The sequence below is a fragment of the Flavobacterium chungangense LMG 26729 genome, assembly GCF_000735715.2.
GTDB classification, from domain to species: Bacteria; Bacteroidota; Bacteroidia; order Flavobacteriales; family Flavobacteriaceae; genus Flavobacterium; species Flavobacterium chungangense.
In genome coordinates, this window is the sequence record NZ_JASY01000002.1 from 565,076 (window position 1) to 580,019 (window position 14,944).

General features: G+C 34.1%; 10 protein-coding genes. 7 read left to right on the forward strand and 3 right to left on the reverse strand.

Going from position 1 to position 14,944, the window contains the following annotated elements; translation table 11 throughout:
• Positions 1-6 precede the first annotated feature (6 nt).
• Positions 7-1,185, forward strand: coding sequence for a DUF2931 family protein (locus JE46_RS05675; protein WP_083480859.1), 1,179 nt, complete (start codon positions 7-9; stop codon positions 1,183-1,185).
• Between the two features lie 60 nt (positions 1,186-1,245).
• On the opposite strand, the gene JE46_RS05680 is transcribed toward JE46_RS05675, so the two are convergent.
• On the reverse strand, positions 1,246-1,860 hold the full coding sequence (locus JE46_RS05680; protein ID WP_031454292.1) for a deoxynucleoside kinase: 615 nt from the start codon (positions 1,858-1,860) through the stop codon (positions 1,246-1,248).
• Positions 1,860-2,675, reverse strand: a complete 816-nt coding sequence (locus JE46_RS05685; protein ID WP_031454293.1) for a hypothetical protein — start codon at positions 2,673-2,675, stop codon at positions 1,860-1,862. The genes JE46_RS05680 and JE46_RS05685 overlap by 1 nt, the downstream gene beginning before the upstream one ends.
• Positions 2,676-2,906: 231 nt before the next feature.
• On the opposite strand from JE46_RS05685, the gene JE46_RS05690 reads away from it, so the two are divergent.
• The 3 genes from JE46_RS05690 to JE46_RS05700 all read left to right on the forward strand — a co-directional run bounded on the left by JE46_RS05690 (position 2,907) and on the right by JE46_RS05700 (position 8,272).
• Positions 2,907-3,803 carry a GLPGLI family protein gene (locus JE46_RS05690; protein ID WP_031454294.1) on the forward strand — a complete coding sequence of 299 codons (897 nt, stop codon included), beginning with the start codon at positions 2,907-2,909 and terminating at the stop codon, positions 3,801-3,803.
• 43 nt (positions 3,804-3,846) lie between these two features.
• Entirely contained in the window at positions 3,847-6,534 is a 2,688-nt protein-coding gene (locus JE46_RS05695; protein ID WP_031454295.1) for a carboxypeptidase-like regulatory domain-containing protein, read from the forward strand.
• Between the two features lie 265 nt (positions 6,535-6,799).
• On the forward strand, positions 6,800-8,272 hold the full coding sequence (locus tag JE46_RS05700) for a M28 family metallopeptidase (protein ID WP_031454296.1): 1,473 nt from the start codon (positions 6,800-6,802) through the stop codon (positions 8,270-8,272).
• Between the two features lie 118 nt (positions 8,273-8,390).
• On the opposite strand, the gene metK is transcribed toward JE46_RS05700, so the two are convergent.
• A complete protein-coding gene (gene metK, locus JE46_RS05705) occupies positions 8,391-9,641 on the reverse strand; it encodes a methionine adenosyltransferase (protein WP_031454297.1) in 1,251 nt (416 codons plus the stop codon).
• 533 nt (positions 9,642-10,174) lie between these two features.
• On the opposite strand from metK, the gene JE46_RS05710 reads away from it, so the two are divergent.
• From JE46_RS05710 to JE46_RS05715, 3 genes are all read left to right on the forward strand, one after another.
• Positions 10,175-13,018, forward strand: a complete 2,844-nt coding sequence (locus JE46_RS05710) for a TonB-dependent receptor plug domain-containing protein (protein WP_031454298.1) — start codon at positions 10,175-10,177, stop codon at positions 13,016-13,018.
• A 367-nt stretch (positions 13,019-13,385) separates the two neighbouring features.
• Positions 13,386-13,556, forward strand: coding sequence for a hypothetical protein (locus tag JE46_RS24010; RefSeq protein ID WP_157505879.1), 171 nt, complete (start codon positions 13,386-13,388; stop codon positions 13,554-13,556).
• A gap of 62 nt (positions 13,557-13,618) precedes the next feature.
• Positions 13,619-14,926 carry an O-acetylhomoserine aminocarboxypropyltransferase/cysteine synthase family protein gene (locus JE46_RS05715; RefSeq protein WP_031454299.1) on the forward strand — a complete coding sequence of 436 codons (1,308 nt, stop codon included), beginning with the start codon at positions 13,619-13,621 and terminating at the stop codon, positions 14,924-14,926.
• Positions 14,927-14,944 lie beyond the last annotated feature (18 nt).

Sequence of the window (14,944 nt, forward strand, 5' to 3'; positions counted from 1 at the left end):
AAATTTATGAGAATCGTTAATTTTATTTTACTGTTAGGTTTATTTATAAGCTGTCAGTCTCCCAAAGATAAAGCACGAGAAGAAGAAAAATTTAGATGGAATGCTGGAATTTCCGCACCAAAATTTTACCCCTCTGCTCCTTTTGTAGAGTTTTTGTATCAGGGAAAAAGTGTTGCAGGAGCTTCCACTGGTGCAGGAAATGGGTGGGGAATCACAAGTGGTGGTTTTACTGGAGGGGATGTTTTTAAACCAGTACCAGATAGTGTTTTTGTACGTTGGAAATGTGGTGTTGATCATCTTCTGTATAAAGGAGGGTTTAGACTGCCAAGAAAAAAAATGTTGCTATTGTTCAATAAAGGAACCAAGGATCCTTATACTGGTCAAAATGAAGAATATTCCACTTTGGTTGCTGGTACTGCACCCGGAGGTAATGTTACAATCTGGATGAAATCCGGGTCTATAATAACTGAAATTATTAGATTTAAGGCTAAAAATAAAGGAGTTTATAATGAAGGAAGCAAGGAGCAGCAGAAAATTATGGATGAACTTTATAAATCAAAAGAATTCATTAATTCAGAGACAAATGTATATCAGTATTTTCATGGTATTCCATATAAAATTTGGGAGACTGGTGAAAAAGAGTATAATTATGATATTGGATTTAGTACTGAAGAAATTGATAAGCAGAATATAGGAATGGCAATTACAGGTTATACTAAAGAAGGAAGCTTGGTGTATTCAACAGGTGATTTACAATACATTCCTTGGTATGGTGATTATAAATTTCAAGATATTAATTTAAATAAAAAACTTCCAGTTGAGCTTTTTTTACAATGGATATCGCATGATCAGCAAGATTGGTATCAGGCAAAAATTGTATTGCCTAATAATTTAGATAAAAAATTATTGGCTTTTCAAAAGCAATACGGTAATCAGACTTTATTGGTTGTTGGGATGGATAAGGTAAAATCAGATAACGTTAATAGTAGTTTTGGTCGGGTATGGTTTCAAAGTCCCAAAAACAAAACTGAGATTATGCGTTTTAGAGCTGCAAAGCTAAATACAAAAACAAGAGAGTTTTTAGTTTCTCAATATTCTATTCCCAAAGACTTTATATTTCCTAAATGGGAGAAAGGCAAAGAGCCATTAAATACACCGGATGTTGATTATTGGCAAGAACAATAAAATGAACATAAAAATGCCTCCAAAATTTCAGAGGCATTTTATGTTTTTAAAGAATATATTCTAAAACAATCCATTCAGTTCAGCATCAATTCTATTAATGATGTTTCCTAAATCTTCAGGGTTGTCAACAAAATTAATATTATCAACATCAATAATCAATAGTTTCCCTTTTGTGTACGTCTGAACCCAGGCTTCGTATCTTTCGTTCAGTCGGCTTAAGTAATCAATTGAAATAGAGTTTTCGTAATCGCGTCCGCGTTTGTGAATCTGTCCCACCAAATTTGGTATAGAACTTCTTAAATAAATCAATAAATCAGGAGCTTTAACCAACGATTCCATTAATTCAAATAAGGATGTATAATTTTCAAAATCACGGCTTGTCATTAAACCCATAGAATACAAGTTGGGAGCAAAAATATAAGCATCTTCGTAAATCGTTCTGTCCTGAATGATTTTTTTTCCGCTTTCACGAATTTGCTGCACCTGACGGAATCTGCTGTTTAAGAAATAAATCTGCAAATTAAATGACCAGCGTTCCATCTGATGGTAAAAATCATCCAGATACGGGTTGTCAACAACATCTTCATAATGGGGTTCCCATTTAAAATGCTTGGCCAGTAATTTAGTTAAAGTTGTTTTTCCTGCGCCTATATTTCCTGCTATTGCTATGTGCATTACGGTATTACGATTTTATAATTGGTAATTTCTTTGGCTGTAAAAATAGATAAAATTTGGTCTTTGTAATAGAATTTGTTTAATGATTTTTCAGGAATTCCAATTTCAGAAACGGTTTCAGATCCATCCTTATGAATGTCTTTAAAATACAACAAACCAGCTTTGCTAAAAATGTATTGCTTAGGGCTTAAAATCAGTATTTTATCAAAGTCAGAAACTTTTCCTAAAGAGCTTGTTTTGCCAAATATATCACAGGAGAACCAATTGTTTTTTTCATCAATCCAATAAAAAGTATTAAAATCGGTTTGGTAAAATTGGATATTTTCCGTTAAAGGAGTTGAGACTGTTTTGTATTCGTTTTTTAAATAATCAAAAAGGCCAATTTGCTGATTCAGCGAATTAAAAACCCATAATTGATTTTGGGTTGACATGCCAATTGCCGTAACCACGATAGGAATATTATTTTGAGAAAAATTGATTTCTGTAATTTTATTCAACTGATTGTCCAGCAAAACGACACTGTTAAAATCCTCGTAATACAAAACTATTTTAAGCGGATTCACGATATCTGCTCTGGTGATTTTCCCCAACGAAACATTTTTGTACTCAAAGATTTCCTTTCCTTTTATTTTGCTAAAAACATTGTCTTTAATCTGGTACGAAAATCCAAAAGAATCATAGCCTAAAAAAACGTCAGCATCAATAGTAAAATGTGAATCCGGTGTTGAGGCTATCTTCTGATTTTGAGCTAAGACAAAAGAGAAATTACAGGCAATAAAAAGTATACATAAAATTTTGCGTGCAGTTTTTCTCATTTCAATTGGTTTTCTGAAAGCCAAATTACAAAAAACTACAGTATTAGGAGGTTTAAAATTGATTTTTAGGCAATATTTGATTTTAAACGTTTCCGGAATCTAATAGTCTAATTAATAGGCAATTTTGTCTATACCTTATCAGTATTGATATATTTAATTTTCTGCATTTTAAAAATAGTAATACATTTGAATGTAAGTTTTATCGGATTTACCCAATTTTAAAAAAGAACAATGAAAAAATTATCATATTATTTGCTTTTAGTACTTGCTTTTAGTCAGGTACAGGCTCAGAAAGATTTTCAGGGAATGGCCGTTTACGAGTCAAAAACCCAGGCGCCAAAATTTGAAGGAATGCGCGGCAATCGTGACATTACCCCCGAAATGCAAAAAAACATGGAAGAAAGGATGAAAAAAATGCTGGAAAAGACATTTATTTTAAACTTCAATAAAGCGGCGTCTATTTATAAAGAAGAAGAAAAATTAGAGGCTCCGGGACAACAAGGCAGTGGAATGAGAATGATGATAAGCTCAATGATGGGCGGTGGAGGAACTTTTTATAAAGATGTAAAAAATAAGACCTATACAGTAGATAAAGAGTTTATGGGAAAAGAATTTTTGGTCAAAGATTCGCTGCCAAAATTAAACTGGAAATTAGAATCTGAAACCAAACAAATTGGAGGTTATAATTGTTATAAAGCAACTGCAGTAAAAGAAGCTAGTAAAACCGATTTTAGAAATTTGAAACCTAAAAAGGAAGACGATAAAGAGGTGAATGATAAGAATGATAAAAAAGAATCTACAGATAAGAAAACCAACTTCGAAGACAATTTTGAAATTCCAAAGGAAATAGTTGTAACAGCCTGGTATTCGCCAGAAATTCCAATTAATCAGGGTCCTGAGAATTATTGGGGACTACCTGGTCTGATTTTAGAGGTTAATGATGGAACGACAACCATTTTATGTTCAAAAATAGTCTTGAATGCCAAAGAAAAGGCTGACATAAAAGAACCAACAAAAGGAAAAGAAATTTCTCAGAAAGAATATGATGAAACAGTAGTAAAAAAAATGAAAGAGTTTAGAGAAATGAATCGTGGACGTGCCGGAGGACCGCCGCCAATGGGGAGATAAAACGTCTAAATCTTAAAATTTATTTATCCTAATCATTTTTTTAATGTATAAAATTCTCTGTTTTTTCGTTTTTTTATTTACTTCTATCTGCTTTTCCCAAAGTGTTCGTTTTGATGGTTTTATTCAGGACGGGCAAAAAAATCCTTTGGAAATGGCCAATATTATGGCGGTTAATTCAGCCACAAAAGCAATGGATTCTTATGGTATCACGAACGATAAAGGAAAGTTTCAATTGACTTTGAAACCCAATACCGCATATCTCGTAAAGATTAGTTACCTCGGTATGAAATCGAAAGAAATTCAAATCACAACTAAAACCGAAAATATAGCTCAGAACATTGTCATGGATGATGTAGGGATCGAGCTTGAAGGAGTTGAGATTGTCCGTGAAATGCCGGTTTCTATAAAGGGTGATACCATTGTATATAATGCAGATTCTTTTAAATCCGGAACAGAAAGAAAACTGGAAGATGTGCTGAAAAAATTGCCGGGAGTTGAGGTAAATGCCGATGGCGAGATTGAAGTAGAAGGGAAAAAGGTTAGCAAATTAATGGTAGAAGGTAAAGATTTTTTTGACGGGGATACCAAATTAGGTGTTAAAAATATTCCTGCCGATGCAATAGATAAAATTCAGGTTTTAAGAAATTATAACGAGGTCAGCGCTTTAAAAGGTCTTGAAAATGATCAGGACAATGTGGCGATGAACATTAAGCTGAAAGAAGGAAAAAAGAACTTCTGGTTTGGTGATGTCACTGCAGGGATTGGTGTTGCAGAGCTTGACAGCCGTTACGTTATCAATCCGAAATTGTTTTATTACAGTCCAAAATACAGTATTAATCTAATTACAAATTTTAATAACATTGGAGAATTGCCAATGACAGCCCAGGATTATTTTAAATTCACAGGCGGATTTAAAAATATGATGAAAAAGGGTGGAAGCAATTTTAATATTTCTTCGAATGACGTAGGAATATCACTTTTAAGGAATAACAGGGCAAAGGAAATTGAAACGAAGTTTGGAGCTACCAATTTTGCTTATTCGGTTAATAAAGCATGGAATATAAGCGGTTTCGGAATTCTTTCAACTTCAAAAACCGATTTAGAAACCAAATCCCAAACTACCTATTTAGGTTCTGGAGATCAGCAGAAAAGGGATGAAGAGACTCATCAAAAAAATAATCTGGGGCTTTTTAAATTAAGCTCGACTTATAAACCGAATGATAAATTTCAATTCGATTATGATATTTTAACTAAGCTGACAAAACAGAATGAAGATACAGATTTGCTGCGTGAACAGGTAGTTAATAATATTGCAGGTTCAGAAACTATTTTTACAGCTAAAAAACAAAATCCTACTTCTATAAATCAAAATTTGAGTTTGTATTATACGCAAAGCGACAAAAATATTTTTGCTTTTGAAATGCAGCATTTATATCAGGATGAAAATCCTTTTTATAATGCTAATCTACGTACACAGCCTTTTAATTTGTTAGGTTATACTCCAGGTCAGCAAAGAAATGATCTAAATCAGGATCGTTTTGTAAAAACTAATAAAGTGGATGCCAAACTGGATTACTATTACATGGTAACACCCAAAAGCAACATCAATATAACATTAGGAAATACATATTCATACCAAAATTTCAACTCGCATATTTTTCAGATTCTGGATAACGGAGATAAAAATGACCTGAACGGTTCGACTAATAATAATGATGTAAACTATAATTTTAATGATACTTTTTTGGGACTCCATTATAAGATTCTGGCTGGTAAATTTACCTTGACACCCGGTGTCAGCCTGCATTCGTATACAATGACAAACACACAATCAGGTACAGATTATTCGCAGAATTTCACAAAAGTATTGCCGGATTTCTTTGCTCTGTATCAAATCAAAAAATCAGAAACCCTGACCTATAATTTTTCCCTGACGAATGATTTTACAGATATCAATCAATTGGCTGAAGGTTATGTTTTGTCAGATTACAGCAGTTTGTTCCGCGGAGATCGCTCATTAGAAAATGCTACTTCACAGGTGCATTCACTTCGTTATTTTAAATATAATATGTTCAATTTTGAGAACATTTTTGCAAATGCAACCTATACCAGAAAAGTAGATGCTATTAAAACCGAAGCAAAATTTATCGGAATCAATCAGGAGTCAAACCCTTATAATTCTAATTTGGCAGATGAAACTTTTTCAGGATTGGGAAGTTATGGCCGTTCATTTTTAAAGAATTACAAAGCTTCGGCAAGTGCAAACCTTAATTGGTCAAAATTCAATAATAGACAAAATGGAGAACCGGCAACAACAGAGAGTTTTACGCAAAGTTATACCGTAAAAGCTTCTACAAATTATAAAAATATGCCCAATATTGAGTTTGGTTATAATATGCTGATCAACAAATACAGCGGCTCAACTTTTTATACCGATAAACCGTTTGCAAAATTAGATTATTATTTCTTAGACAGCTTTTCATTTGTTTCAGAATACGAATTCTATCATTATTACAACGGAAACAAGTCTGTTGATAACGAATATGATTTTTTAAGTGCCAGTTTAATTTATCAAAAAAAGAACAGTCAATGGGAGTATAAAATAGCGGCCACCAATTTGCTAAATACCAGAAATCTTAACGATGACAACTTCTCACAGTTTTCTACACGAGTTTCTCAATATACGGTTCAGCCACGATATATTATTTTTTCGATGAAGTATAATTTGTAGTATTTTATTAAAAATAATAGCGTTAATGAAATTAAAGTGTCAGGCTGAGCGGAGTCGAAGCTTCCTTTTCAATAGAAAGAGCCTTTGGAAATTACTATTCAAAGGCTTTTTTTGAATCTCATTTTTTTATTTTTATCATCACCTTAATCTTATAAAATAAAAATGTTGTTCTTAGTTTAATTGTTACATTTTTAGCAATTTTTTGACCATAAATCGGTTTTTTATCTTTATAAATTACTAAGTTTGGGATATTAAATTAAAGAATATGAAAAATAAATTAATCTTCCTTTTAATTGCTTCCGGCAGTGTGATGTTTTCACAGGCAATTAAAAAGCCATTAGTTTCTGCAATTACAGAAAAAGATCTCAGAACTGATATGTACCAAATGGCCGGCGATCATTTTAATGGTCGTGAAGCAGGAACTTTAGATGAACTTAAAGTATCGATGTGGCTGGCCAACAAAGCCAAAGAAGCCGGAATGGCTCCCGCAGGTGATGACGGAACGTATTTTCAGTTTTTTGATTTGTACAGGCATCAGGTTACAGCAAATACAAAGTTTAAAATTGGTCAGAAATCTTATAAATTATGGAGTGAGGTTTTAGTAGCTGAAACAACAAATAGTAAGGTTGAGGCTCCATTGCTTTATTTAGGAGCAGCCACTAATGCTGAAATACAAAAAGCTGATATTAAAGGAAAAGCTGTTGTTATCTTAGCTTCTAAAGAAGGTATTTCAGATGAAATTTCTCTTTTTGACAGACGTTACCCAGGTCTGGTGAAGCAAAAATATTATGATTTATTACTTTCAAAAGGGGCTGCAGCACTTATACTTGTAGCTGATGATTTAGGAGAACAAAGCTGGTCACAAGTCGAACCGCAGATGACAAGAGGGGTTTATGGGATTGAAGGTTTCAGGGATAAAATACCAGTGCCTCCAAGAATGCCTGCATTTTGGCTGCATAAGGATCAGTTAGAATATTTAAAAACCACTAAAGATTTATTATCTACAGAAGTGGTTTCTGAAACGTATAAATATCCATCTGTAAATGTGGTTGGAAAAATTGAAGGAACAGATGCGAAGCTTAAAAATGAGTATGTACTTTTTAGCGGACATCAGGATCATGACGGTGTAAGGCAAAAATACGGACAGGATTCGATTTACAATGGTGCCGATGATAATGCAAGTACTTGTGTGGCGATGCTGGCAATTGCAAGAGCGTATAAAAAACAACCGGGGAAAAGAACAGCTTTGTTTGTTTTTCATGGTTCTGAAGAGAGAGGTTTGTTAGGTTCCAGCTGGTATGCATCGCATCCAACTGTTCCTGAAAAAGATATTATCGCTGTTTTAAATGGTGATATGATTGGAAGAAACAATGTAAATCAGGCAGCATTATTAGGGTCAAGTTCACCTCATGAAAATTCATCCGATTTGGTAGCAATTGCAAAAAAAGCAAATGAGGAAGGACCAAAATTTGATTTGGATAAACTTTGGGACCGACCGGAACATCCGGAGTATTTTTACTTCCGTTCAGATCATTTGCCTTATGCCCGCAAAGGGATTCCAGCTGTGTTCTTTACAAGTGTTTTACATAGCGAATATCATACTCCAATGGACGAATCTGAAAATATTGATTATGTAAAACTGCGTAAAATGACAGAGTGGATGTACCGAACAGGATGGATTTTATCAAACGATGCCAATCGTCCTAAAACATTACCAAATGTCAAATTAGAAAGATAAAAACACTTTTTGATAAAATAAAAAACCCGATTTCAAATCAAGAAATCGGGTTTTTGTATATTTAAGAATAAAGTAGTTGTCAAAAATCTAACAATCTAAGTTAGTCTAATGTTCTAAATTAGAGTCCAAATGCAGCTTTTACCTGATCAACAAAATCAAGTTTTTCCCATGTAAACAATTCTACGGTAACTGTTTTTTCGTTTCCGCCCGGAGCAGAGAAAGTTTTAGTTACAGTTTCCGGTTTACGTCCCATGTGTCCGTAAGCGGCAGTTTCGCTATAGATAGGGTTTCTTAATTTTAAACGTTGCTCGATAAAGTAAGGACGCATATCAAAAATAGCTTCTACTTTTTTAGCGATTTCACCATTCGTTAAGTTTACTTTTGAAGTTCCGTAAGTTTCAATGAAAATACCCATTGGCTGAGCAACTCCAATTGCATAAGAAACCTGAACTAAGATTTCGTCGGCAACACCTGCAGCAACTAAGTTTTTAGCGATATGACGTGTAGCATAAGCAGCACTTCTGTCAACTTTACTTGGGTCTTTTCCGGAGAATGCACCACCACCGTGAGCACCTTTTCCACCATAAGTATCAACGATAATTTTTCTTCCCGTTAAACCAGTATCTCCATGAGGTCCTCCAATAACGAATTTTCCTGTTGGGTTAATATGGTAGTTGATTTTATCGTTGAATAAATGTGCGTGCGTTGGGTTTTTAGCAATAATTCTTGGAATCAAAATTTCGATAATATCTTTTTTGATTTTCGCTAACATCGTAGCTTCTTCATCAAAATCATCATGTTGAGTTGAGATAACAATCGCATCAATACGAGTTGGTTTGTTATCATCACTGTATTCTAAAGTAACCTGAGATTTTGCATCTGGACGTAAATACGTGATTTCGTTGTTTTCACGTCTTAAAATCGCTAACTCCTGCAATAATTTATGAGATAAATCAAGAGCCAAAGGCATGTAGTTTTCAGTTTCGTTTGTAGCGTAACCAAACATCATTCCCTGATCTCCTGCTCCTTGCTCTTCTGGCTTAGCTCTGTCTACTCCCTGATTAATATCTGCAGATTGTTCGTGAATCGCTGATAAAATTCCACAAGAGTTTGCTTCAAACATATATTCACTTTTAGTATATCCGATTTTACGGATTACCTCACGTGCAATTTGTTGTACATCAAGATAAGTATTCGATTTTACTTCACCTGCTAAAATCACCTGACCAGTTGTAACCAATGTTTCACAAGCTACTTTTGAGTCAGCGTCAAATGCCAGAAAATTATCAATTAATGCATCCGAAATTTGATCTGCAACTTTGTCTGGATGCCCTTCACTAACAGATTCTGACGTAAATAAATAAGCCATAATAATGTATTAAATTAAAATTAAGCGAGGAAAATAATTGCTGAAAAATGCTAAAGAAGAGTTTCTGCTTTAGCATTTTTTACTACCGAAATCAATTTTTCAGTATCCATAACGAACCATTTCATTATGAAGAGGTTGCAATCAGTTCAAATTTTTCCTCTGTTTTCGCGTGCAAAGGTATGAAACCATTTTGATTTGCAAATTAAAGTTCAACTTTTTTTATTTTTTTGAAGAGAAATTTAACAGTATCATATTAAATTGATAGGGTAATAGAAATTATTTTCTTTTTTGTTTGGTCGATTAAAAAATAGTTTGCAACTTTGCCTCGTTAAAATAACAAAGAAATGAAATTTATAGTTTGCAATATGATGTCTTGTAAGATGCCGGAGTTTTCCGCAGAGACGCTGTTGTAATTATTTTTCAAAAATATATTAAATAGAACCTCTGCAAACCGCAGAGGTTTTTTTTGTTCAAAAATGAAACGTGTAAGATTTTTATTAAAACCAAAACCCTAATTAATCAGTAAAAAAGAAATGAAGAAAAATGTATTAATCGTTTTAGGTCTTGTGACATTTTCAGGACTTTATGCTCAGGAAAATACTAAGGAGCAGGATAGTTTAAAAAATAATGAATTATCTGAAGTTACTATTGTGGGATCGAGAAGTAAAAATAGGGTAAAAACAGATGTACCTGTTCCTGTAGATGTCTTTAATATCTCTGAAATAACAAAAGGAGCTCCGCAAACCAGTATAACTCAAATTTTAAATTATGTTGCACCTTCTTTTACGAGTAATGCAACTTCTACTGCAGATGCTACAGATCACGTTGATCCTGCGCAATTAAGAGGATTAGGCCCAGATCAGGTTTTGATTTTAGTAAATGGAAAACGCAGACATACAAGTGCTTTGGTAAACATAAACGGTTCACCGGGAAGGGGATCTGTTGGAACGGATTTAAATGCAATTCCGTCTTTTGCTATCGAAAGAATCGAGGTTTTACGAGATGGTGCTGCGGCACAATATGGTTCTGATGCGATTGCAGGGGTTATTAATATCGTACTTAAAAAGAATGCCAATTATATTTCAGGGAACATTCAATATGGGGCTAATTTGTCGTCAGGATCGAATAATTTTAAGGGTGGTGCTGATGGAGAAACGTTACAGGTGGATTTAAATTACGGAACTTCTTTGGGCAAAGAAGGAAGTTTTCTAAATATAACAGGTAGTGCTGTAACCAGACAGGCAACCAGCAGGGCAGGAATTAGAAACAACAATATTTTTAACGCATACAATGCTGTCGAAAACAGAGCAGCGCAAAATGGCGTTGAAATCAATTCGTTGTTCAGTAATATTAGTAATACTCCAAATTCGGCACAAATTATTAGTACTCTGCAGCAATATGCACCAGAGGTAAGTTATTTTACAACTGCGCAACAAAATGCTATTGCATCAGCAACTACAATCACGCAGTTACAATCAGCGTTAAGTTTTGATGTAACTAATAATGAGCTAGCCTATAGAGGTCAGGAAAGAAGTGATTACAACATGAGTGTGGGACAGTCAGAACTGGTTTCTGGACAAGCTTATTATAATGCCAAATATTCATTAACAGAAAATACTTCCTTGTATTCTTTTGGTGGATTCTCTTATAGAAATGGTCAGTCGTATGCTTTTAACAGATTGCCAAATGGTGGAAGTACTTTTACGCAAGTTTATCAAAATGGCTTTTTGCCGGAAATTGAATCTAAAATAACAGATGCTTCGGCTGCACTTGGAATTACTACAGAAATATTTGGTTTTGATACAGATTTGAGTACTAATCTGGGAACAAATTCTTTTCAGTATGATGTAAATAATACCATAAATGCGACTTTGGGAGTAAATTCTCCAACAAGTTTTGATGCTGGAAAAGTTTCTTTTTTACAAAGTACGACAAATTTAGATTTTAGTAGAAAATATGATGTCCTGGCGGGATTAAATGTAGCTTTTGGAGGAGAATTCAGATATGAAAATTACCAGATTAAAGCAGGTGAGGAAGCTTCTTATGGTCTGTATGATGTAAATGGGGATTTGGTTTCGGGAATTTTACCAAGCAATTCACCATTAATTGTAACAGATTTTTTTGGAAACAAAAGAGGTGCGGGAGCCCAGGGGTTTTCAGGATTTCAACCTTCAGATGCTAAAGAAAAGGATAGAAAAAGTGCAGCAGCTTATATTGATTTAGAATTAAACCCAACAGAAAACTGGCTTTTAAACGGTGCAGCACGATATGAAAATTATTCTGATTTTGGAAATACAGTGACTTTTAAATTAGCATCACTTTTAAAACTAAATAATTATATAAACTGGAGAATTTCAGGGCAAACTGGTTTTAGGGCGCCATCATTACAGCAAAAATATTTTGAAGCAAGTTCTACCTTGTTCATCAGCGGATCTCCATATCAGGTAGGATATTTTACAAATGATTCTCAGGCTGCAAAAAGTATTGGAGTAGAAAGCCTGAAACCAGAAAAATCCAAAAGTATAAGCACAGGATTCACATTTAAAATCCCTGATGCAAACATAACTATTGCGACTGATGCATACTTTACAAGAATTAACGACAGGGTAGTTTTGTCAGGACAATATTCAAGACCAACAGATGCGCAGATAGCAGCCGCAACATCTCAGGGACAAGCTGAAGCGTTGACATTATTTCAGCAGGCTTTTGATTTGAAAGCCGTAGAAAGAGCATCCTTCTGGACAAACGGAATCGATTCTGAAACAAAAGGAATTGATGTAGTAGTTTCTCATAAATATGATGTAATACCGGATTTTATTATCAGAAATGATTTTGCTTTAAGCTATAACGAAACTAAAAGAGTAGGTGATTTAAATGTGCCGGAATCTATTATAAATGCTGGTGGTGAAACGTTTAAATATTCGTTTTTTCCGGAGTCAAGCCGAATTTATCTAGAAGAAGCAATTCCGAAGTTAAAAGCTAATTTAATGACGACTTTTAGTATAAAGAAACTGGACATTTATTTGCGAAACAGTTACTTTGGAAAAGTTACAGATCCGGGAGCAACTGATGTGAATCTGGATGGATTTTCTTCTGTTTACGAACACCCTGAATACAGCGCAAAAGTAGTTACAGATTTGTCTTTTGGTTATCAGATCAATGAACGTTTCAGAGCTACAGTTGGATTTAATAATATAGGAGATGTTTATCCTGACAGGAATAACCCTGCAACGCCTGCCTTTACAAATACAACGCCAACATTAGGTTCACCAAGTACAGATTTAACTAATGCGAATCAGTTTGCTTATTCAAGAGCGGTGTCTCAATTTGGATTGAATGGAAGATTTGGTTTTGCCCGGTTGAGTTTTAAATTCTAATTTAAAGTTTTACATCGGATATGAAAACGGATATCTGATGTAATTTTAAGGAAAAATTTTAAGTTATAATTATCTGTAAAATAATAAATTGAAAAATTTTAATAGTAAATATCAATTTTAAATTTGGTGTTTAAAAAAATAGTTATTATATTTATCCTATCAAATTAGTCGAATTTAAAAAAACAACTTAAATTTAATAATAATGAAAGCAATAAAAAGAAGAGAAATGATGTGTTGTAAGATGATGCGAATGTGCAACTCAAATTGCTGTTACCAAAAGTGAAAGATAAATCTTTGTTATAGTTCCTAGCTATAAGCCCTTTTGGTAGCCATACAAAAGGGCTTTTTTTATTCCAAAATTAAAATCATGAAAACACTATATAGAATCTTAAGAAAATTTGCTCCGAAAAATAGTATCGGTTCAATTCAACATCAAAAAATAAAGCAGAATATCTTAAAAAGCAGATTGCATGCAGACAAAACCATTTCTCTGCTTTCGCAAATGTATGCTGCAGAAAACGGAAACCTTTTTATCTAAACAGAAATAATTTCAATAATAAAAAAATAAGAATAGTATTAATACTTAAAAACTAAGAAATCATGAGCACACTAAAATTTGCAACAAACGCACTACACGCAGGACACGACGTAACTAAAAATGCAGGAACCAGAGCGGTGCCAATTTACCAGACATCATCGTATGTTTTTAATAATTCTGACCATGCAGCCAATTTATTTGGTTTGGTTGAAGCCGGATTTATTTATACAAGATTAAACAACCCTACTAATGACGTATTAGAACAAAGGCTGGCTTCGCTTGAAGGTGGAATTGGAGCTGTTGTAACAGCCTCGGGAACAGCGGCAATTTCTACTACATTGTTAACCTTGCTAAAGTCTGGGGATCATATTGTGGCTTCAAATAGTTTGTACGGAGGTACCTATAATCTTTTAAAAGTCACTTTGCCTCGTTTAGGAATTACAACCACTTTTGTAGATCCTTCAAAAGCAGAAAATTTTACAAAAGCGGCAAAAGAAAATACCAGAGCCTTTTTTGTAGAATCTTTAGGAAATCCAAAATTAGATGTTTTGGATTTGAAAGCGATTTCGGCAGAAGCCCAAAACTTTAAAGTGCCTTTTATTGTAGATAATACTGTTGCAACACCTTATTTGTTAAATCCAATTGAGCATGGGGCAAATATTGTAATTCATTCACTGACTAAATATCTTTCAGGAAACGGTACTTCATTGGGAGGTGTTATTATCGATGCCGGAACTTTTGACTGGTCTAACGGAAAATTCCCTGAATTTACAGAACCTTCACTCGGATATCACGGGTTGATCTATTATGAAGCGCTGGGTAATGCTGCCTTCATCGCTAAAGCAAGAATTGAAGGATTACGTGACTTTGGTGCAGCTTTGAGTCCGTTTAACGCCTTTCAGATTATTCAGGGACTGGAAACCCTGCCAATCCGAATTAAAAAACACAGTGAAAATGCTTTAGCCTTAGCAGAATGGCTAGAGAAACAAGATCAGGTGGTCTGGGTAAATTATCCGGGTTTAAAATCGAATAAATATTATGATTTAGCTCAGGAATATTTGCCTGAAGGTCAAAGTGGAGTGATTACCTTTGGTTTGCAGGGAGGTTATGAAGCAGCGAAACAAGTTGTTGATGAAACTAAACTGTTCTCGCTTTTGGCTAATATTGGGGATACCAAATCGCTTATTATTCATCCGGCCAGTACAACACATCAGCAACTGACAGAACAGGAGCAGCTGGAAACAGGTGTTTCAAAAGATTTAATCCGCCTTTCTGTTGGGATTGAAGATATCGAAGATTTAATTGATGATTTGAAAACAGTTTTTGCAAATGTTGCCAAATCGCACAATACGGTCTTTAATAAAAATTAAAGTTTTTTTGTTTTTTGT

Coding starts and splice junctions, on each gene's coding strand:
- JE46_RS05685 (WP_031454293.1), bottom strand. CDS start 2,675: ATGAGAAAAACTGCACGCAAAATTTTATGTATACTTTTTATTGCCTGT.
- JE46_RS05710 (WP_031454298.1), top strand. CDS start 10,175: ATGAAGAAAAATGTATTAATCGTTTTAGGTCTTGTGACATTTTCAGGA.
- JE46_RS05675 (WP_083480859.1), top strand. CDS start 7: ATGAGAATCGTTAATTTTATTTTACTGTTAGGTTTATTTATAAGCTGT.
- metK (WP_031454297.1), bottom strand. CDS start 9,641: ATGGCTTATTTATTTACGTCAGAATCTGTTAGTGAAGGGCATCCAGAC.
- JE46_RS05680 (WP_031454292.1), bottom strand. CDS start 1,860: ATGCACATAGCAATAGCAGGAAATATAGGCGCAGGAAAAACAACTTTA.
- JE46_RS05695 (WP_031454295.1), top strand. CDS start 3,847: ATGTATAAAATTCTCTGTTTTTTCGTTTTTTTATTTACTTCTATCTGC.
- JE46_RS05690 (WP_031454294.1), top strand. CDS start 2,907: ATGAAAAAATTATCATATTATTTGCTTTTAGTACTTGCTTTTAGTCAG.
- JE46_RS05715 (WP_031454299.1), top strand. CDS start 13,619: ATGAGCACACTAAAATTTGCAACAAACGCACTACACGCAGGACACGAC.
- JE46_RS24010 (WP_157505879.1), top strand. CDS start 13,386: ATGAAAACACTATATAGAATCTTAAGAAAATTTGCTCCGAAAAATAGT.
- JE46_RS05700 (WP_031454296.1), top strand. CDS start 6,800: ATGAAAAATAAATTAATCTTCCTTTTAATTGCTTCCGGCAGTGTGATG.